This is a genomic window from Pseudomonas sp. JV245A, assembly GCF_032424515.1.
GTDB lineage: Bacteria > Pseudomonadota > Gammaproteobacteria > Pseudomonadales > Pseudomonadaceae > Aquipseudomonas > Aquipseudomonas protegens.
Map to the genome: position 1 here is coordinate 1 of NZ_VYKE01000117.1, position 18,289 is coordinate 18,289.

Below are 18,289 nucleotides of genomic sequence, written 5' to 3' on the forward strand. Positions count from 1 at the left end.
TCGATGAAGACCTCACCCGCCTGCAGCAACTGATCCTGGGCAGCCGCCTGGCGACCCTGGTGACCTGGGGCGCCCTGGGCCTGCAGGCCAGCCACCTGCCCCTGCTGCTGGACTCCGAACAGGGGGCCAATGGCACCCTCTACGGGCACCTGGCCAAGGCCAACCCGCAATGCGCCGAACTGGCCGCTGGCGCCGAGGCGCTGGTGATCTTCACGGGCGAGGATGCCTACGTCAGCCCCTCGTTCTATCCAAGCAAGGCCGAACACGGCAAAGTGGTGCCGACCTGGAACTACGTGGCAGTGCACGCCTATGGCCAGCCTGAAGTATTCAGCGACCCGGAGCGGCTGCTCAAGGTGGTGGGGGGGCTGACCGAGCGTCACGAAGCCGGTCGCCCACAACCGTGGAAGGTGGCCGATGCCCCGGCCGACTACCTCGACAGCATGCTGCGGGCGATTGTCGGTTTTGCCCTGCCGATCCAGCGCCTGGAAGGCAAGCGCAAGCTCAGCCAGAACCGCAATGTCGAAGATATTGCCGGGGTACGCGAAGGGCTGGCGGCCAGCGCCGACCTGGGCGACCAACAACTGTCCCGGCTGATGGGTTAGGCGTACAGAACATTTTTCGTACAGAACAACAAAGGAGCCTTCATGAGCCAGATCCAGATCCGCCCCGTCACCGCTGCCGACCATGCCGCCTGGCTGCCGTTATGGCAGGCCTACCTGAGCTTCTACGAAACCGAACTGCCGGACGCCGTGACCCAAAGCACCTGGCAGCGTTTTCTCGATGCCGGCGAGCCGACCCACGCGGCCCTGGCCTGGGACGGCGAGCGCGCCGTGGGCCTGGTGCATTTCATCTACCACCGCTCCAACTGGAGCATCGAGAATTCCTGCTACCTGCAGGACCTGCTGGTGACCCCGGACCAGCGCGGCACCGGCGTCGGCCGCCAGCTGATCGAGTTCGTCTACACCCAGGCGAAACAGGACGGCTGCGCCAAGGTGCACTGGCTGACCCACGAAACCAATGCCACAGCCATCCAGCTGTATGAGCGTATTGCCGAGCGCCCAGGTTTCATCCAGTTCCGCAAACCCCTCTGAGTTGCCAAGGAGCCACTGCATGTCGATTTCACTCGCCGATTGGAAAGGCGTTCCCGCCCCTTCGGCCACCCTGCTTGAAGGGCGCTTCATCCGTTTGGAAAGGCTCGACCCGGCGCGCCATGGCGACGATCTGTTCCAGGTGCTGCAAGGCCCTGGCGCCGACCCCGTGCTGTGGAACTACCTGCCTTATGGCCCCTTCCCCGAGCGTGCGGCGTTCGATGCCTGGCTCGCTAACCACGCCGTCGCCAGCGACCCGTACTTCTTTACCGTGATCGACCGCGCCAGCGGCCAGGCCCAGGGCCTCATCAGCCTGATGTCCATCGTCCCGGCCCAGGGGCGTATCGAGATCGGCCATGTAACCTTCGGTGCACCGATGCAACGTTCGCCAAAGAGCACTGAAGCGGTGTACCTGCTGGCCAAGGAAGCCTTCGCCCTGGGTTACCGGCGCCTGGAATGGAAGTGCAACAACGCCAATGCCCGCTCGCGCTACGCCGCGGAACGTTTGGGTTTCAGCTTCGAGGGTGTGTTTCGCCAGCACATGGTGGCCAAGGGGCAGAACCGCGATACCGCGTGGTTCTCGATCCTGGATGGGGAATGGCCGGTGATTGCCAAGGGTTTCGAGCAATGGCTCAGCGATGAGAACCAGAGCGGCTCGGGGCAGCTCAAGTCGCTGGCGGAGTGTCGCGGGTAAGCGGGATTTTCGCCGGCAAGCCGGCTCCTACACAGGCCTGTGTAGGAGCCGGCTTGCCGGCGAAGGACTCAACCGAGCTTCTGCGCCAACACCGCAATATGCTCCGGCCCAATGCCGCAGCAACCGCCCACATGGCTGGCACCGCGCTGGTGCCAGTCCGCCACCCATTGCAGATAACCCGGCGGGTCCAGGTCTTCACGCAGCGGGCACAGGCCATCGTTGGCGGTGGCATCCTCGGGCTGCGGCGGGAAGGCATTGGCGTACACGCCGATATGGATCTGCACCCCCAAGCGCTCGAAGGTTTCACGAGCCGCATCCACTGCCGCACCAATCACTTCCGGCTGGCTGCAGTTGAACAGCAGGGTCTGCACGCCCAACTGCGCCGCCGCTGCCGCCGCTTCTGCCACCGGTTCGCCGGAACGCAGGCGCGGCACTTCGTCGACCTCTTCGTCCTTCAGGGTGAAGGACAGCCAGAACGGCTTGCCGTCCTTGGGCAGGCCGGCGTGGATAGCCCGCGCCTCGGCGATGGAGCTTTGGGTTTCTGCGAGCCACAGGTCCACGAAAGGCGACAGGCCCTTGACCAGCGGGCTCAGCACTTCCTCGACCCGGGACGCATCGAACAGGTCCGGGCGATAGGAACCGAACAGCGGCGGCAACGAACCCGCGACCCGCACCGGCTTGCCGGAGGCCTCTACTGCGCGGCGCGCCAGCTCACCGGCCAGAGCCGCCAGGGCTTGGCCTTCAGCGGCAAAACGTTCCTCGCCGATATGAAACGGCACCACCGCGTAGCTGTTGCTGGTGATCACGTTGGCACCGCTGTCGATATAGGCCGCGTGCACCGCCTCAACCGCCTGGGGCGCCTCGCTCAGCGCCAGGGCCGACCATTCAGGCTGCCGGAACGGCGCCCCGCGACGCTGCAGTTCACGCCCCATACCGCCATCGAGAATTACCGTATTGCCTGCGCCCATATGCTTTTTACTCATATGCTTATGAAAATAACTCACTACCGGAGTCGTTCTTATAACTATTAAATACGCACCATTCGGTTAATAACAACTCTTTTTCAGTCAGGATTCCGATGAATTTCAAACCGCTGCTGGCCCTCGGCCTGACCCTTCTCGCCGCCTCTTCCCAAGCCTTCGCCGGCGCCACCCTGGAACGTATCGAGCAGAAAAAGGAGCTGGTCGGAGTGCTGATGGAAAGCTATCCGCCCTTCTCGTTCCTCAATGACCAGAACCAGCTGGACGGCTTCGACGTCGACGTGGCCAAGGCCGTGGCCGACAAGCTCGGCGTCAAGCTGCGCCTGGAAACCCCGTCCTGGGATGTGATCGCCGCCGGACGCTGGAGCGGGCGCTACGACATCTGCATCTGCTCCATGACCCCGAGCAAGGCCCGCGCCGAGGTCTTCGACTTCCCGGTGCAGTACTACGCCTCGCCGGCGGTAATCGTGGTCAACGCCAAGGATGAACGGATCCACGGCGCCCAGGACCTGAGCGACAAGAAGGTCGGCCTCACCGCCGCCTCCAGCTACGAGGGCTACCTGAACAAGAACCTGGTGATCGAAGGCGCCGAGGACACCCACCTGCAATACCCCTTCGAGAATGTGCAGATCGCTCCCTACGACACCGACAACGTGGCCTTCCAGGACCTCGGCCTGGGCCCGGGCGTGCGCCTGGATGCGATCCTCACCAACCTGGTCACCGCCCAGCCGCGCCTGACCCAGGACTCGCGCTTCAAGCTGGCCGGCGAGCCGCTGTACGCCGAGCCCAACTCGGTGGCCATCGAGAAAGGCGATGCCCAGTGGAATGCCAAGGTGCGTGAAGTCTTCGCCCAGCTGAAGCAGGACGGCACCCTGAGCAAGCTGTCGCAGAAATGGATCGGCGCCGACATCAGCCAATGACCGCCTACACGCCACCGCCGCAGCCACCACAATCGGTGGCTGCACCGCTGCTCAAGCGCCTGCTGGGCTTTCGCACCCGCCTGTACCTGACCTGGGCCGCGTTGCTGGTGCTGTTCGCCAGCTTCTTCCTGAGCTTCGACCTGAAGTTCTCGATCATCCTCGACAAGCTGCCGAACCTGCTGGGCCTGCACCTGTCCCCCAGTGGTTTCCTCCAGGGCGCGGCGCTGACCCTGTTCCTTTGCGCCTGCTCCATCGTCGCTTCGTCGCTGCTGGGCTTCATCACCGCCCTGGCACGCCTGTCTTCAAGCGCCGTGGCTTTCGGGATTGCCAGCTTCTACGCCTCGTTCTTTCGCGGCACGCCGCTGCTGATCCAGATCCTGCTGATCTACCTCGGCCTGCCGCAACTGGGGGTGGTGCCGGGCGCCATTACCGCCGGGATCATCGCCCTGTCGCTGAACTACGGCGCCTACCTCAGCGAGATCTTCCGCGCCGGCATCCTCGGCGTGCCCCAAGGCCAGCGCCAGGCCGCCCTGGCCCTGGGCATGAGCGACAGCGCGATCTTCTGGCAGGTGACCCTGCCCCAGGCCATGCGCACCATCATTCCGCCGGCCACCAACCAGTTCATCTCGATGCTCAAGGACTCGTCGCTGATCTCGGTAATGGGGGTCTGGGAAGTGATGTTCCTGGCCCAGTCCTACGGCCGTTCCAGCTACCGCTATATCGAAATGCTCAGCACCGCGGCGCTGATCTACTGGCTGCTGTCCATCGGCCTGGAACTGATCCAGGCGCGGATGGAAAGGCATTACGGCAAGGGTTACGTTCAGCGCGGGTGAAGCTCAAGGGCGCAGGGAAACCACTCCCATCTGCAGGCCGAAAGGCTTGAACACCGCGTTGAGCGACTTGAGGGTCGGGTTGCCGTCGCCGTGTTCGATATGGATCAGGGTACGCAGGGAAATCCGGCACATCCTGGCGAACTGGCTCTGATGCAACCCGGTGACTTCAGTGCGCAGGCGCTTGACCGCATCACCAACCGACAAACGCCCAGCGGCCAGTTCCTGGCGGATGTTATCGATCAGCAGGCCGCGCTGTTCCAGGGTCGTAGTCATCGCAAACCCCACTCCTGCAGGCGTCGATCCAGGTCACGCAGGTAAATGCGCGGGTGATTCAGGGTGGCCTCGGGCAAGCCCCCGGCACTCAGCAGGTCCGGCAGGGCCCGTAGCCGTTCGGCATCTTCGCGCAGGCGCGTCAGCGCAGCATCGGGATCGATCAGCGGCTTGAGGCTGGCACACACCTGGCGCCAGTCGATATCACCCGCCACTTCCATCCGGCCGGGCCATTTGGTGCTGCGGGTAATGCCCTTGTCATCCATCACTCGCGGCGCCAGATCGTGGATCGGCGCCAACTGCACCTGGCCCTCGTGACGGATGATCCAGGTATTGCGCCCATGGTTGGCCGAGTTGCCAAGGATCTTGTTGAGCAGGTCCCGACGCAGGTAGTCGGCCACCAGCTCCGGGATCGCCGAGGCCTGCCCGGCGGTTCGCCAGAGTTCGGCCAGCAGCCCCAGGACCTTGGTGTGCCGCATGCCCAGGCTCTGGCCGGGCAACCCCGCCAGGGAATAGATGGACTCCAGCGCCAGCCGTTCCACACCCTGCCCGTGCAGGCGACGATCAAAGCGTCGCATCCACAGGCTCGGCTGCCGCTCCTCTTCCAGGGCCAGGCCTTGGGCGGGAACCGTATCGATGCCCAGCTGCTGCAGCGCCCGGTAGTAGTGGAACTCGCTTCTGAGCATGTCGCAGTCATTTGGCGTCGCCTGCTCTGGCGGGCATTTCACCAGCCAGTGGCACGCCGCCAACCTGTCTTCCAACAGCGCATCGGGGTACAGCAACCCGTCTCGCCCCTGGGTCAGCAGCAGCTTCGTCGCCTCGCCAACGGCACCGGTGGCACCGCTCATTGCCGCTCCCTGTTCATGGGCGTATTCAAGAAAGCGGTTGTCGCGGGCGCTGACCTCGGCCCGGGAGAACCCCAGCAGCGGCCATTCATTCATGGCGGCAAGGGACTCCTTGATCCGCAGATTGCCCATGGGGGCCGCGCTGGATCGGGCCAGCAGGAACAAGTCGGGGGCAATGCCGGCGGGGCGCGCGTCCACCGAGCGCTCGGCCAAAAAACGCTGCATGGTGAGCGTCGGCGCAATGTCATACAGGAACGCCGGGGCGCCCGGACTGCGCAGCAGTTCCCAGGTCAGCGGCAGACGCACACTCACCGATCCCGCCAGCGGCGTGGCAAAGGCTTCCAGATTGCCTGCCAGGTACGACTGCTCATAACCCAGACGGCAAGGGCTGGTGAAGCCCTGCTCGGGATGCTCGAAAATCAGGGTCATCGCATCGCTCCACGTCCCGGCGCGATGGACCTGTAAAGTCAGCTGTAGCATTCATTACCTGCAATTTAATGCACTTTTGGTGCGTCATTACCTCTGCAAAATGCATTGTAATGCAGATACAGCCAATTTTTGCAGACAATAAGTGCACTAAAATGCACTCAGGCAAATCGTGGACAAAAAAAGGGAGGCCGTAGCCTCCCCGAGGTAAAGCGTTGCAGATGAAGGCCTGAACTCAGCCTTCGATCTCGATCAGGATCTCGCCCGGGTTGACCCGGTCGCCCTTGGCCACGTGGATCGCCACGACCTTGCCGGCGATGGCTGCCTGGACTTCGGTCTCCATCTTCATGGCTTCGGTGATCAATACCGCCTGGCCGGCCTTGACCGTGTCGCCTTCCTTGACCAGCACATCGACGATGTTGCCCGGCATGGTGGTGCTGACATGGCCCGGGGCGCTCGCCTGCTTGCGCTTGCTGCCACCACCGCCGACGAATTCGTTGAGAGGTTCGAACACCACCTCTTCCGGCATGCCGTCGATGGACAGGTAGAAGTGGCGCTTGCCTTCGGCCTTGACCCCGACGCCGGTGATGTCGACGCGGTAGGTCTCGCCGTGGACGTCGATGACGAACTCGGTGGGCACGCCTTCACCGCCCGGCTTGCTCACGCCGCCCGCTTCAGGAATCGGCAGCAGCACTTCCGGAACCAGGGTGCCGGCCTCACGCTCTTCGAGGAACTTGCGCCCGATGTCCGGGAACATGGCGTAGGTCAGCACGTCTTCTTCGGAATGCGCCAGGGCGCCGATTTCGCCACGCAGCTTGGTCATTTCCGGCTTCAGCAGGTCGGCGGGACGTACATCGATCACCTCCTCGCTGCCGATGGCCTGGCGCCGCAGTTTCTCGTCGACTTCCCCCGGAGCCTTGCCGTAGCCGCCTTGCAGGTAGAGCTTCACTTCGTTGGTGATGGTCTTGTAGCGCTCGCCAGCCAGGACGTTGAAGAACGCCTGGGTACCGACGATCTGCGAAGTCGGGGTCACCAGCGGCGGGTAGCCCAGGTCGTGACGGACCCGTGGAATCTCGGCCAGCACTTCGTTCATGCGGTTCAGGGCGCCCTGCTCTTTGAGCTGGTTGGCCAGGTTGGAAATCATCCCGCCCGGCACCTGGTTGACCTGCACCCGGGTGTCCACGGCGGTGAATTCGCTTTCGAACTGGTGGTACTTCTTGCGCACGGCGTAGAAGTACAGGCCGATTTCCTGCAGCAGTTCCAGGTCCAGGCCGGTGTCGAACTCGCTGCCTTTGAGGGCTGCGACCATGGACTCGGTACCCGGGTGGCTGGTGCCCCAGGCGAAGCTGGAGATGGCGGTGTCGATATGGTCGGCGCCGTTCTCGATGGCCTTGAGTTGGCACATCGCAGCCAGGCCGGCGGTGTCGTGGGAGTGGATGAACACCGGCAGCGACAGCTCGGCCTTCAGCGCCTTGACCAGCTCGCCGGTGGCGTAAGGGGTCAACAGGCCGGCCATGTCCTTGATCGCGATGGAGTCGCAGCCCATGGCTTCCATCTGCTTGCCCTGGGCCACGAAGGCCTCGATGGTGTGCACCGGGCTGGTGGTGTAGGCGATGGTGCCCTGGGCGTGCTTGCCGGCGGCTTTCACCGCTTCGATGGCGACCCGCAGGTTACGCACGTCGTTCATGGCGTCGAAGATGCGGAACACGTCGATGCCATTGACCGCCGCCTTGGCCACGAAGGCCCGGACCACGTCATCGCTGTAATGGCGGTAGCCCAGCAGGTTCTGGCCGCGCAGGAGCATCTGCAGGCGGGTGTTGGGCAGCGCGGCGCGCAGTTTGCGCAGGCGCTCCCAGGGGTCTTCCTTGAGGAAGCGCACGCAGGCATCGAAGGTGGCGCCGCCCCAGACTTCCAGGGACCAGTAGCCGACTTTGTCGAGCTTGTCGCAGATCGGCAGCATGTCGTCGGTGCGCATGCGGGTCGCCAGCAGCGATTGGTGGGCGTCGCGCAGGATGGTGTCGGTTACATGAATCTTCTTGGACATTGTTTTATTCCTCACAGGCCTGCGTGGGCGGCAATGGCGGCGGCGATGGCCAGGGCCAGCTCTTCGGGTTTGCGCTTGATCGAGTAGTTGGTCAGTTCCGGGTGGCTCTCAACGAAGCTGGTGTTGAACTGACCGCTGCGGAATTCCGGGTTACGCAGGATTTCCTGGTAATAGGCGGCGGTGGTCTTGACCCCTTGCAGGCGCATGTCGTCCAGGGCGCGCAGGCCACGGTCCATCGCTTCTTCCCAGGTCAGGGCCCAGACCACGAGTTTCAGGCACATGGAGTCGTAGAACGGCGGAATGGTGTAGCCGGTGTAGATCGCCGTGTCGGTGCGCACGCCCGGGCCGCCGGGGGCGTAGTAGCGGGTGATCTTGCCGAAGCTGGGCAGGAAGTTGTTCTTCGGGTCCTCGGCATTGATCCGGAACTGCAGGGCAAAGCCGCGGTGCTGGATGTCTTCCTGTTTCACCGAGAGCGGCAGGCCGGAAGCAATGCGGATCTGCTCGCGGACGATATCGATGCCGGTGATTTCTTCGGTGATGGTGTGTTCCACCTGCACCCGGGTGTTCATCTCCATGAAGTACACCTCGCCCTCGGCGAGCAGGAACTCCACGGTGCCGGCGTTCTCGTAGCCCACGGCCTTGGCCGCGCGCACCGACAGGTCGCCGATGTAGGCACGCTGTTCCGGGGTCAGCTGCGGGCTCGGGGCGATCTCGATGAGCTTCTGGTTGCGGCGCTGGATCGAGCAGTCGCGCTCGAACAGGTGCACCACGTTGCCAAAGCTGTCACCGAGGATCTGCGCTTCGATGTGCTTGGGATTGACGATGCACTTTTCCAGGAACACTTCCGCCGAACCGAAGGCCTTGGTGGCTTCGGAAATGACCCGGGGGAAAGCCTGCTCCAGCTCTTCACGGCTGTTGCAACGACGGATGCCGCGCCCGCCACCACCGGAGGTGGCCTTGAGCATCACCGGGTAGCCGATGCGGTCGCCTTCGGACAGGGCTTCGTGGATATCGGCCACGTTGCCTTCGGTGCCCGGAGTCACCGGCACGCCCGCCTTGATCATGCTGCGGCGGGCTTCGGTCTTGTCGCCCATGCGGCGGATCACTTCCGCCGACGGGCCAATGAACTTGATTCCACGTTCGGCGCAGATGTCCGCCAGTTCGGCGTTTTCCGAGAGAAACCCATAGCCGGGATGCAGCGCATCACAGCCGGTTTCCACCGCCAGGTTCACCAGTTTGCGTGGGTTCAGGTAGCCGGCCAGCGGCTCGGCGCCAATGCTGTGGGCCTCATCCGCGCGCTTTACATGCAAGGCATGGCGATCGGCGTCGGAGAAGATCGCTACCGAACGGATGCCCATTTCCGCGCAGGCACGCACGATTCGTACGGCAATCTCACCACGGTTGGCGATCAGGATCTTTTTTATCACTTGGAGGTTCCCTTGAGCCGTTGAAACAGACGACCCGCTAGACCGAGTCGGCGCGTGACCAAATGTTTCAAGTCAGTCGCAGCGACACACTAGCTCTGCAGAGGGATTAACAAAAATCAATAATTATTGGGTTGGCCATAAGTAAAGACTTATAGTCATGCCACCAGCCCTTGGCGCGAGCCCTCAAGAAATGCGCAAGTCCTTGATGAGACTGACATTGCGTCAGTTGCAGATTTTCAATGAAGTCTGCGATCTACGCTCCTACAGCCGCGCCGCCGATGAAATGTCCCTCACCCAGCCCGCGGTCAGCCTGCAGATTCGCCAGTTGGAGGAGCTGATCGGCCAGCCGCTGTTCGACTATGTGGGCAAGAAGCTCTACATGACCGAAGCCGCCGAAGCGCTGCAACGGGCCAGCCGGGACATCTTCGGGCGCCTGGAGAACCTCGACATGCAGCTCTCCGACATGCAGGGTTCGCTGCAGGGCCAGCTCAAGCTGGCCATCGAATCCAGCGCCAAGTACTTCGTGCCGCACCTGTTCGCCGCCTTCAAGCGCCAGCACCCGGAAGTGCACCTGCAACTGACGGTGGTCAACCGCTCCCAGGTGATCCGCCGGCTCTCGGACAATCGCGACGACCTGGTGATCATGTCCATGGTGCCCCAGGACATGGAGCTGGAGTTCCTGCCCTTCCTCAACAACCCGATCGTCGCGGTGGCCCCGCCGGAGCACCCCCTGAGCCACATGGGCCCGCTGCGCCTGCAGGACCTGGAGCCCTACACGCTGGTACTGCGCGAACAGGGTTCAGGCACACGCCTGGCGTGCGAGGAGTATTTCAAGGAGAAGCGCGTGCACTTCACCCAGATCCTCGAAGTGTCGTCGGCCGAGGCTCAGCGCGAGTGCGTGCGGGCAGGTCTGGGCGTGGCCTTGTTGACGCGCCACGCCCTGAACCTTGAGTTGGCGACCGGCGGGTTGGTCGAGTTGCCGGTCGAAGAGCTGCCATTGCTGCGCAGCTGGTGCCTGGTGCAGGCCAAAGCCAAGCGCCTGTCACCGGTAGCGCATGCGTTCCTCGGATTCATCCGCAGCGAACGGGTGCAGATCAGCGGCTTGGTTGAACGCTTCGACGGGAAGCTGCGGGCGCCGCCTGCCAGTAATTGACGGCGTCCAGCTCGGGGTAATCGTTGATTTGCTGCTGTAACTGACGCAGCTCGAAGCGGTGTTCGATCGCACGACGAAATTCCATGCGGCGCTGGTCTTCCTGCTGACGACGGGTCTTGACTGCGCTGTTGCTCTCTTCGTAAGGCCGGGCCATTTCGAGTCTCCCAATGCGAGTACGGAAGCTTCACGATGGACGTCGGCGGTTACGGTTTGGCGGCGGGTCGGTTACAGGACGATGAACATTCACAGCGCCTACCTATCTGTAGGAGCCGGCTTGCCAGCGAAGGCGTCCGTCAGCGCGATGCACAACCCAGAGGCCTCATCACCGGCCAGAGAGACTCAATCGTCCAGGGCTTTGACCGACTTGGGCGACAGGCGCAGGCTGCGAAGGCTGCGCTTGACGCTCTTGAGGTGGTTCACCAGGCTCGGGCCGCGGGCCATGGCCACGCCCATCGCCAGCACGTCGATCACCACCAGGTGGGCGATACGCGAGGTCAGCGGGGTGTAGATCTCGGTGTCTTCATGCACGTCGATCGCCAGGTTGACCGTGGACAGTTCGGCCAACGGCGTCTGGCTCGGGCACAGGGTGATCAGCGAGGCGCCGCTTTCACGTACCAGGTTGGCGGTGATCAGCAGGTCCTTGGAACGACCGGACTGGGAAATGCAGATGGCGACATCGGTAGGCTTCAAGGTCACCGCCGACATCGCTTGCATGTGCGGGTCGGAATAGGCCGCTGCGGTCAGCAGCAAGCGGAAGAACTTGTGCTGGGCATCCGCCGCTACCGCGCCCGAGGCACCAAAGCCGTAGAACTCCACGCGCTGGGCCTGGGACATGGCGGTCACCGCCTGCTGCAGGGCCACCGGGTCGAGCTTCTCGCGGACCTCCATCAGGGTATGCAGGGTGGTGTCGAAGATCTTCAGGCTGTAGTCGGCGACCGAATCGTCTTCATGGATCGCGAACTGGCCGAAGCTGGCCCCGGCGGCAAGGCTCTGCGCCAGCTTGAGCTTGAGGTCCTGGAAGCCGGAGCAGCCGATGGCCCGGCAGAAGCGCACGATGGTCGGTTCACTGATGCCCACGCTGTGGGCCAGGTCCGCCATGGAACTGTGCATCACGGCCGCAGGATCAAGGAGCACGTGATCGGCGACCTTGAGTTCCGATTTGCGTAACAAATGACGTGACTGGGCGATGTGCTGCAACAGGTTCAAAGGGCTGGACTCATTGTTATTGGCTGACGCCGGGGATGTAGCAAGCTTGTAGTTATACTACAGGAATCGGCTTTTTGCCCGCCCAATGCATCACGAAGTTGCCTGCCTGCCCCCCATTTTCAGCCGGGTACGACTTATGTAGCCGTTGTGGCAGGCAGCCCTGGCGGCTACCGGCTCTGGGCCTGCAACAGCAGCGCGAGGCCTTCGGCGGCCACCGGGCGGCTGATCAGGTAGCCCTGCACCTCGTCGCAGTGTTCCGCCTTGAGGAAGGCCAGTTGCGCGGGGTCTTCCACCCCTTCGGCCACCACTTTCAACGACAGCCCATGAGCCATGGCGATGATCGCCCGGGTGATCGCCGCATCCTCACCGCCCTCGGCCAGGCCGCGAATGAAGGCCTGGTCGATCTTCACGTAATCCACCGGGATCCGTTTCAGGTAACTCAGGGACGAATAGCCAGTGCCGAAGTCGTCGATGGCCAGCTTGACCCCCAGGCCCCGCAGTTGCTGGAAGGTCGCGATGATGTGCTCGACGCTGTCCAGCAGTTGGCTTTCGGTCAGTTCCAGTTCGAGAAAATGCGGCTCCAGGCCTGTTTCTTCCAGCACCTGGCGCACCAGGCTCACCAGCTTGCCCTGGCGCAACTGATACACCGACAGGTTGACCGACACGCGAATCGGCTCCAGGCCCTGGCGTTGCCATTCGCAGGCTTGGCGGCACGCCTGGCGCAACACGAACTCGCCAATGGGGCCGATCAATCCGGTCTCTTCCGCCAGGCCGATGAAATCTCCCGGGGGCACCCGGCCCATGACGGGGTGATCCCAGCGCACCAGGGCCTCGGCGGCATTCAGACGGCCGCTGGCCAGGCACAGCTTGGGTTGGTAGAAGACCGTCAACTGGCCCTCCTCAATGGCCTTGCGCAGCTGGTTTTCCAGCTGCAGGCGCTCCAGGGTGCTGGCTTGCAGGCTCTCGGTATAGAACTGGAAATTGTTGCCGCCCAGGTGCTTGGCATGGGCCATGGCCATGTTCGCCTGGCTGATCAGGGCTGCGATCTCCCGGGCGCTGTCGGGCAGCATACTGATGCCCATGGAAGCGCTGACTACCAGTTCATGGCCCTCGACGGTGATCGGCAGGCGCAGCTTGCTCAGCAGCCGGGTAGCGACCCGGGTCAGGCTCGACAGGCTGCCGTAAGCGTCGAACAGCACGGCGAATTCGTCCCCGGAAAGCCGGGCGATGGTGTCGGCTTCCGGCAAGGCATTGACCAGCCGCCGGGCCATCTTTTGCAGCAGCTGGTCGGCCACTTCATGGCCAAGGCTGTCGTTGAGCAGCTTGAAACGGTCCAGGTTGATGTGCAGCAAGGCCAGGCTGCGGCCGCCCTGGCGCACCCGCTGATGGGCCTCGCGCAGGCGCTCGCGGAACAGCGAACGGTTGGCCAGCCCCGTGAGTTCGTCGTAATGGGTGAGGTAGCGCATGCGCTCCTCGGATTCGCGCCGTGCCGAAAGATCGGCGAAGAAGCCCACGATATGCCGGACTTTTCCTCGTTTATCACGCACTACATTCAATTGCAGCCATTGTGGGTAGAGCTCGCCGTTCTTGCGTGTCTCCACCAACTCGCCCTGCCAGCTGCCGTACTGTTCCAGGGCCTGGTGGATCAACGGGTAGTGCCGGCGCGCATCGCGGCTGCACGACAGCTCCACTACATTGCGCCCGAGCATGTCTTCGATCTGATAGCCGGTGACCTGGCTGAAGGCCTGATTGGCGGCGATCAAGGCGTAATCGGGGTCGAGGATGACGATGCCTTCGCTGGCCGCCTCGAACACCGTGGCCGCCAGGTTGCGCTGGACCTCCAGCTCCTTGTCGGCACTGATGTCGCGACGGGTGCCGGCCATGCGCAGCACCCGGCCACTGGGGCTGCGCTCCACGGCCCGGCCACGGTCCTCGATCCACACCCAGTGGCCGGCGCCGTGGCGTACCCGGTACTCCACCTGGTAATCGTCGCTGCGGCCCTTGAGGTGCTCCACCAGGGCGCGCTTGAGCAGGGGCAGGTCCTCCGGATGCAGGCGTGGCTTGAGATGGCTGAGCATGGCCGTGACATCTTCCGGCTCCAGGCCGAACAGCTCCTTGATCTGGGTGTGATGGACCTCGTCGGTCTGCAGGTTCCAGTCCCACAGCCCCAGCTCGCTGGCGTTCAGGGCCAGGGCCAGGCGCGCCTCGCTCTTGCTCAGGGCCTGGTTGGCGGCGTCCAGCTCCAGGCTGCGCTGGGCCACACGCTGTTCCAGCCCGGTCTGGGCTTCGCGCAGTTGCTCCTCGGCACGGCGGCGCTGCTCCACTTCCCGGGCCAGCTCGCGGTTGAGCTGATCGCTGCGGCCCTGGGCATTCTGCAGGTGCTCGATCAGGGCCTGGTTCTGAAAGCGCCGCAGCAGGCCGCGCTGCATCAGGCGGTTGACCTGCCAGGCCACCACACTCAGCGACACCAGCAGGATCAGCCCGAGCCAGCCCCAGCCACGCTGCTGGTCGTCGCCGCCCCAGAACAAGTAGGCGATGGCTGGCAACAGACATGGCAAGGTGAATGAAAGGAAGGCCTGCAGGCTCACCGCGTAGGCCACGCTGGCCGACAGGATGGCCGCACCGATGAGGCCGAAGACCCAGGCCTGCTGCAGGAAATTGTCGGTGGGCACCAGGGCGATGCCGGCGCAGGCCAGGGTCAGGCCACTGACCGCCGAGCCCAGGAGAAACATGCGTTGCCACACCGGCTGTGCCTGGCGGCTGGGAATCGCCGAATCGAAGGCCGCCACCTGGATCACCCGCAAGGCCACCAGGGCCAGCAGCCAGACCATCCACACACTGAGCAACAGATAGCGCGCCGGGCTCCATAGCAGCCAGGTGCACACCAGGCCGTTGAGCAACATGAACAAGGTAGGCAGCAACGAGCCCTGGTACAGCAGGCGCGTACGCTCCACTGCCATCTCCACGGCGTAGTGCTGGCGGATGACCCGGGGCTCTACAAAGGGCCCGGACAGGTCGGGGTTAAGTGTCATAGGCAGTGTTCTTATAATGGTTGAGCCCGAAACGTCGCCGGAGCATACACAAGCAAAGCCCCGAGCCAAACTGCTCCAGGTCATAAAATCGATAAAACCGGATGGCCCGGCTTGCACCCTGAAAGCGTCCGGGCGAGAAGCGCCAATGGCTGGAGCCTGTGACCAACCGGTCGTCATCGGCGGCTGTTTTATCGGCTAATGCAAAGCCGGGTTTGCCCGGGGTGGCGCCGCCCCCTAGAATGCCCCGATGCGCGATGATCTCTCCCTCCTGTTGAACTCCCTCAACGACGCCCAACGCCAGGCCGTAGCCGCCTCCGTGGGTCGTCAGTTGGTCCTGGCCGGTGCTGGCTCCGGCAAAACCCGTGTGCTGGTGCACCGTATCGCCTGGTTGATCCAGGTCGAGAACGCCTCACCCCACTCGATCCTGTCGGTGACCTTCACCAACAAGGCCGCAGCCGAGATGCGCCACCGCATCGAACAACTGCTGGGCATCAACCCGGCAGGCATGTGGGTCGGCACCTTCCACGGCCTGGCCCACCGCCTGCTGCGGGCCCACTGGCAGGAAGCGGGGCTGAGCCAGACCTTCCAGATCCTCGACAGCGACGACCAGCAACGCCTGGTCAAGCGGGTGATCCGCGAGCTGGGACTGGACGAACAGCGCTGGCCGGCCCGCCAGGCCCAGTGGTTCATCAACGGGCAGAAGGACGAAGGCCTGCGCCCGCAACATATCCAGGCCAGCGGCGACCTGTTCCTGGCCACCATGCGCGGCATCTATGAGGCCTACGAGGCCGCCTGCCAGCGTGCCGGGGTCATCGACTTCTCCGAACTGCTGCTGCGCGCCCTGGACCTGTGGCGCGACCACCCGGGTTTGCTGGCGCACTACCAGAAGCGTTTCCGCCACGTGCTGGTGGACGAGTTCCAGGACACCAACGCCGTGCAATACGCCTGGCTGCGGTTGCTGGCCCAGGGTGGCGACAGCCTGATGGTGGTGGGCGACGACGACCAGTCGATCTATGGCTGGCGCGGGGCGAAAATCGAGAACATCCACCAGTACTCCGCTGACTTCCCGGACACCGAAGTGATCCGCCTGGAGCAGAACTACCGCTCTACTGCCGGCATCCTCAAGGCTGCCAACGCCCTGATCGCCAACAACACCGGGCGCCTGGGCAAGGAGCTGTGGACCGACGGCGGCGACGGTGAAGCCATCAACCTGTATGCCGCCTTCAACGAGCACGATGAAGCCCGCTATGTAGTGGAAACCATCGAGAGCGCGCTGAAGACCGGCCTGGCCCGCAGCGACATCGCCATTCTCTACCGCTCCAACGCCCAGTCCCGGGTGCTGGAAGAAGCCTTGCTGCGCGAACGCATTCCGTACCGCATCTATGGCGGCCAGCGCTTCTTCGAGCGGGCGGAAATCAAGAACGCCATGGCTTACCTGCGCCTCCTGGAAGGCCGTGGCAACGACGCAGCCCTGGAGCGGGTGATCAACGTGCCAGCCCGGGGCATCGGCGAGAAGACCGTCGAAGCCATCCGCGAGCATGCGCGCCACAGCGATGTATCGATGTGGGAAGCCATGCGCCAGCTGGTGGCCAATAAAGGCCTGACCGGGCGCGCTGCAGGTGCGCTAGGGGCCTTTATCGAACTGATCGAAAACCTCGCCGCCAAGACCCTGGAAATGCCCCTGCACCTGATGACCCAGACCGTCATCGAGCAGTCGGGGCTGATTGCCTACCACGAAGCGGAAAAAGGCGAAAAAGGCCAGGCCCGGGTGGAAAACCTCGAGGAACTGGTGAGCGCCGCGCGCAACTTCGAGAACACCGAAGAGGACGAAGACCTGACGCCCCTGGCGGCATTCCTCGGCCACGCTTCCCTGGAAGCCGGCGATACCCAGGCCGACGAGCATGAAGACAGCGTGCAACTGATGACCCTGCACAGCGCCAAGGGTCTGGAGTTCCCCTACGTGTTCCTGGTGGGCATGGAAGAAGGCCTGTTCCCCCACAAGATGAGCCTGGAAGAACCCGGCCGCCTTGAGGAAGAACGCCGGCTGGCGTATGTGGGCATCACCCGGGCAATGCAGAACCTGGTGATGACCTACGCGGAAACCCGACGCCTGTACGGCAGCGAAACCTACAACAAGGTGTCGCGTTTCGTGCGCGAGGTGCCCAAGGGGCTGATTCAGGAAGTGCGGCTGTCCAACAGCGTCAGCCGGCCTTTCGGCGGCGGCCAGTCACAAAGTACCAGCAGCCTGTTCGGCGGCAGCGAAATCCCGGACACCGGCCTGAGCCTCGGCCAGGCGGTACGGCACTCGGTGTTCGGCGACGGGGTGATCCTCAATTTCGAGGGCGCCGGCGCCCAGGCCCGGGTCCAGGTCAACTTCAGCGAAGGCAGCAAGTGGCTGATGCTCGGCTACGCCAAGCTGGAAGCCATCTAACCCCACCCGACCGTAGGAGCCGGCGTGCCGGCGAATCTCACTGGCGAAGCACCGCTTCGCCGGCAAGCCGGCTCCTACAGGTCGGTGCAGAAAAGGCAGCGCGAACATGGGCACAGGCTTTTTTTCCTCGTGGACATTCTGGGCCCTGTTGTCGGCAATTTTCGCCGCGTTGACGGCGATCTTCGCCAAAGTCGGGATAGAAAACGTCAATTCAGACTTCGCCACCCTGCTGCGTACCGTGGTGGTTCTTGTCAGCCTGGCCTTGATTTTGTACGCAACGGGCCAATATCAGTCCCTGGGATCAATTTCCCCCAAGAGCTACCTGTTCCTGCTGCTGTCCGGGCTGGCCACCGGGGCTTCCTGGTTGTGCTATTTCCGCGCCTTGAAACTCGGCCCCGCTTCATTGGTGGCACCGGTGGACAAGCTCAGCGTGGTGTTCGTCGCGATCATCGGCGTGTGCCTGCTGGGAGAGAAGCTCGACCTGCGGCAGTGGAGCGGAATCGGCTTGATCACCGCAGGTGTGGTGCTACTGGCACTGCGCCGCTAACGGCTTTCGGGTTGAACCAGAGCCAGGTCTGCGGGGACCAAAAACCTATCGGCGAGCATGACGCCTGGCGAAGCTGAACCGAGGCTGTCAGGCAAAAGCCCGAAACATTATGCCGCTCGCCACTGACACTTCACCTGTGCAATATGGCGCGCGTGCCATCCACAAATGGGAACCCCCTTTATGAAACGTTTTCTTAGCATCGCCATGGCGCTGTGCATCGGCCTGACGATGAGCCTCGACGCCAACGCCAAGCGCTTTGGTGGCGGCAAAAGCGTCGGCGCTGCCCCGACCCACCAAACCCGCCAGGCGGCGCCAACCGCTCCGGGCGCTCCCGCCGCTGCAGCCACCGCGGGCGCAGCCGGTGCCGCGGGCGCTGCTGCCAAGGCCGGCGGT

16 protein-coding genes and 1 pseudogene are annotated in these 18,289 nt (G+C 63.6%); 9 read left to right on the top strand and 8 right to left on the bottom strand.

The genetic code is table 11. From position 1 onward, the window contains the following. The 3 genes from F6S12_RS23885 to F6S12_RS23895 all read left to right on the top strand — a co-directional run. The coding region (locus tag F6S12_RS23885) for an FMN-binding negative transcriptional regulator (protein WP_315869382.1) at positions 1-602 on the top strand (602 nt) is incomplete at its 5' end. Between the two features lie 42 nt (positions 603-644). Continuing rightward, positions 645-1,091, top strand: a complete 447-nt coding sequence (locus F6S12_RS23890; protein WP_053160496.1) for a GNAT family N-acetyltransferase — start codon at positions 645-647, stop codon at positions 1,089-1,091. 19 nt (positions 1,092-1,110) lie between these two features. Then, complete coding sequence (locus F6S12_RS23895; protein ID WP_053160498.1) at positions 1,111-1,782, top strand: GNAT family N-acetyltransferase; 672 nt, start codon at positions 1,111-1,113, stop codon at positions 1,780-1,782. A gap of 68 nt (positions 1,783-1,850) precedes the next feature. On the opposite strand, the gene F6S12_RS23900 is transcribed toward F6S12_RS23895, so the two are convergent. Next, positions 1,851-2,750: a homocysteine S-methyltransferase family protein gene (locus tag F6S12_RS23900; RefSeq protein WP_041752699.1), complete on the bottom strand. Its 900-nt coding sequence runs from the start codon at positions 2,748-2,750 to the stop codon at positions 1,851-1,853. 110 nt (positions 2,751-2,860) lie between these two features. Here F6S12_RS23900 and F6S12_RS23905 point away from each other — a divergent pair, with 110 nt between their 5' ends. Further along, a complete protein-coding gene (locus F6S12_RS23905) occupies positions 2,861-3,682 on the top strand; it encodes an ABC transporter substrate-binding protein (protein ID WP_015637530.1) in 822 nt (273 codons plus the stop codon). After that, the gene (locus F6S12_RS23910; RefSeq protein WP_015637531.1) at positions 3,679-4,515 is read left to right on the top strand and encodes an amino acid ABC transporter permease; all 837 of its coding nucleotides are present in this window, start codon (positions 3,679-3,681) and stop codon (positions 4,513-4,515) included. Before F6S12_RS23905 ends, F6S12_RS23910 begins: the two co-directional genes overlap by 4 nt. Positions 4,516-4,518: 3 nt before the next feature. Here F6S12_RS23910 and F6S12_RS23915 read toward each other — a convergent pair whose 3' ends face one another. The 4 genes from F6S12_RS23915 to F6S12_RS23930 all read right to left on the bottom strand — a co-directional run bounded on the left by F6S12_RS23915 (position 4,519) and on the right by F6S12_RS23930 (position 9,527). Further along, positions 4,519-4,788 (bottom strand): helix-turn-helix domain-containing protein, encoded by a 270-nt coding sequence (locus F6S12_RS23915; protein WP_011064320.1) that lies wholly within the window; start codon positions 4,786-4,788, stop codon positions 4,519-4,521. Then, the gene (locus F6S12_RS23920; protein WP_041752701.1) at positions 4,785-6,059 is read right to left on the bottom strand and encodes a type II toxin-antitoxin system HipA family toxin; all 1,275 of its coding nucleotides are present in this window, start codon (positions 6,057-6,059) and stop codon (positions 4,785-4,787) included. The genes F6S12_RS23915 and F6S12_RS23920 overlap by 4 nt, the downstream gene beginning before the upstream one ends. A gap of 232 nt (positions 6,060-6,291) precedes the next feature. Further along, positions 6,292-8,100, bottom strand: coding sequence for a sodium-extruding oxaloacetate decarboxylase subunit alpha (gene oadA, locus F6S12_RS23925; RefSeq protein ID WP_161466451.1), 1,809 nt, complete (start codon positions 8,098-8,100; stop codon positions 6,292-6,294). Between the two features lie 11 nt (positions 8,101-8,111). After that, a complete protein-coding gene (locus F6S12_RS23930) occupies positions 8,112-9,527 on the bottom strand; it encodes an acetyl-CoA carboxylase biotin carboxylase subunit (RefSeq protein ID WP_015637534.1) in 1,416 nt (471 codons plus the stop codon). Positions 9,528-9,717: 190 nt separating this feature from the next. Between F6S12_RS23930 and F6S12_RS23935 the strand changes: the two genes are divergently transcribed. Further along, positions 9,718-10,680, top strand: a complete 963-nt coding sequence (locus F6S12_RS23935; RefSeq protein WP_015637535.1) for a LysR family transcriptional regulator — start codon at positions 9,718-9,720, stop codon at positions 10,678-10,680. Here F6S12_RS23935 and F6S12_RS23940 read toward each other — a convergent pair. The 3 genes from F6S12_RS23940 to F6S12_RS23950 all read right to left on the bottom strand — a co-directional run bounded on the left by F6S12_RS23940 (position 10,622) and on the right by F6S12_RS23950 (position 14,918). Next, on the bottom strand, positions 10,622-10,834 hold the full coding sequence (locus F6S12_RS23940) for a PA3496 family putative envelope integrity protein (protein ID WP_072451902.1): 213 nt from the start codon (positions 10,832-10,834) through the stop codon (positions 10,622-10,624). The two genes, F6S12_RS23935 and F6S12_RS23940, sit on opposite strands and share 59 nt — an antisense overlap. Positions 10,835-11,019: 185 nt before the next feature. Further along, entirely contained in the window at positions 11,020-11,886 is an 867-nt protein-coding gene (gene hexR / locus F6S12_RS23945; protein WP_011064325.1) for a transcriptional regulator HexR, read from the bottom strand. Positions 11,887-12,053: 167 nt separating this feature from the next. After that, positions 12,054-14,918: a putative bifunctional diguanylate cyclase/phosphodiesterase gene (locus F6S12_RS23950; protein WP_011064326.1), complete on the bottom strand. Its 2,865-nt coding sequence runs from the start codon at positions 14,916-14,918 to the stop codon at positions 12,054-12,056. 247 nt (positions 14,919-15,165) lie between these two features. Between F6S12_RS23950 and uvrD the strand changes: the two genes are divergently transcribed. The 3 genes and pseudogenes from uvrD to F6S12_RS23965 all read left to right on the top strand — a co-directional run. After that, the gene (gene uvrD, locus F6S12_RS23955) at positions 15,166-17,349 is read left to right on the top strand and encodes a DNA helicase II (RefSeq protein ID WP_011064327.1); all 2,184 of its coding nucleotides are present in this window, start codon (positions 15,166-15,168) and stop codon (positions 17,347-17,349) included. Between the two features lie 106 nt (positions 17,350-17,455). Further along, entirely contained in the window at positions 17,456-17,896 is a 441-nt protein-coding gene (locus F6S12_RS23960) for an EamA family transporter (RefSeq protein WP_011064328.1), read from the top strand. Between the two features lie 180 nt (positions 17,897-18,076). Next, a pseudogene (locus tag F6S12_RS23965) lies at positions 18,077-18,289 on the top strand (hypothetical protein); the annotation flags it as partial.

Excerpts from the sequence above, each read along its gene's own strand:
- F6S12_RS23890 (WP_053160496.1), top strand. The coding sequence starts at position 645 with ATGAGCCAGATCCAGATCCGCCCCGTCACCGCTGCCGACCATGCCGCC.
- F6S12_RS23895 (WP_053160498.1), top strand. The coding sequence starts at position 1,111 with ATGTCGATTTCACTCGCCGATTGGAAAGGCGTTCCCGCCCCTTCGGCC.
- F6S12_RS23900 (WP_041752699.1), bottom strand. The coding sequence starts at position 2,750 with ATGGGCGCAGGCAATACGGTAATTCTCGATGGCGGTATGGGGCGTGAA.
- F6S12_RS23905 (WP_015637530.1), top strand. The coding sequence starts at position 2,861 with ATGAATTTCAAACCGCTGCTGGCCCTCGGCCTGACCCTTCTCGCCGCC.
- F6S12_RS23910 (WP_015637531.1), top strand. The coding sequence starts at position 3,679 with ATGACCGCCTACACGCCACCGCCGCAGCCACCACAATCGGTGGCTGCA.
- F6S12_RS23915 (WP_011064320.1), bottom strand. The coding sequence starts at position 4,788 with ATGACTACGACCCTGGAACAGCGCGGCCTGCTGATCGATAACATCCGC.
- F6S12_RS23920 (WP_041752701.1), bottom strand. The coding sequence starts at position 6,059 with ATGACCCTGATTTTCGAGCATCCCGAGCAGGGCTTCACCAGCCCTTGC.
- oadA (WP_161466451.1), bottom strand. The coding sequence starts at position 8,100 with ATGTCCAAGAAGATTCATGTAACCGACACCATCCTGCGCGACGCCCAC.
- F6S12_RS23935 (WP_015637535.1), top strand. The coding sequence starts at position 9,718 with ATGCGCAAGTCCTTGATGAGACTGACATTGCGTCAGTTGCAGATTTTC.
- F6S12_RS23940 (WP_072451902.1), bottom strand. The coding sequence starts at position 10,834 with ATGGCCCGGCCTTACGAAGAGAGCAACAGCGCAGTCAAGACCCGTCGT.
- F6S12_RS23950 (WP_011064326.1), bottom strand. The coding sequence starts at position 14,918 with ATGACACTTAACCCCGACCTGTCCGGGCCCTTTGTAGAGCCCCGGGTC.
- uvrD (WP_011064327.1), top strand. The coding sequence starts at position 15,166 with ATGCGCGATGATCTCTCCCTCCTGTTGAACTCCCTCAACGACGCCCAA.
- F6S12_RS23960 (WP_011064328.1), top strand. The coding sequence starts at position 17,456 with ATGGGCACAGGCTTTTTTTCCTCGTGGACATTCTGGGCCCTGTTGTCG.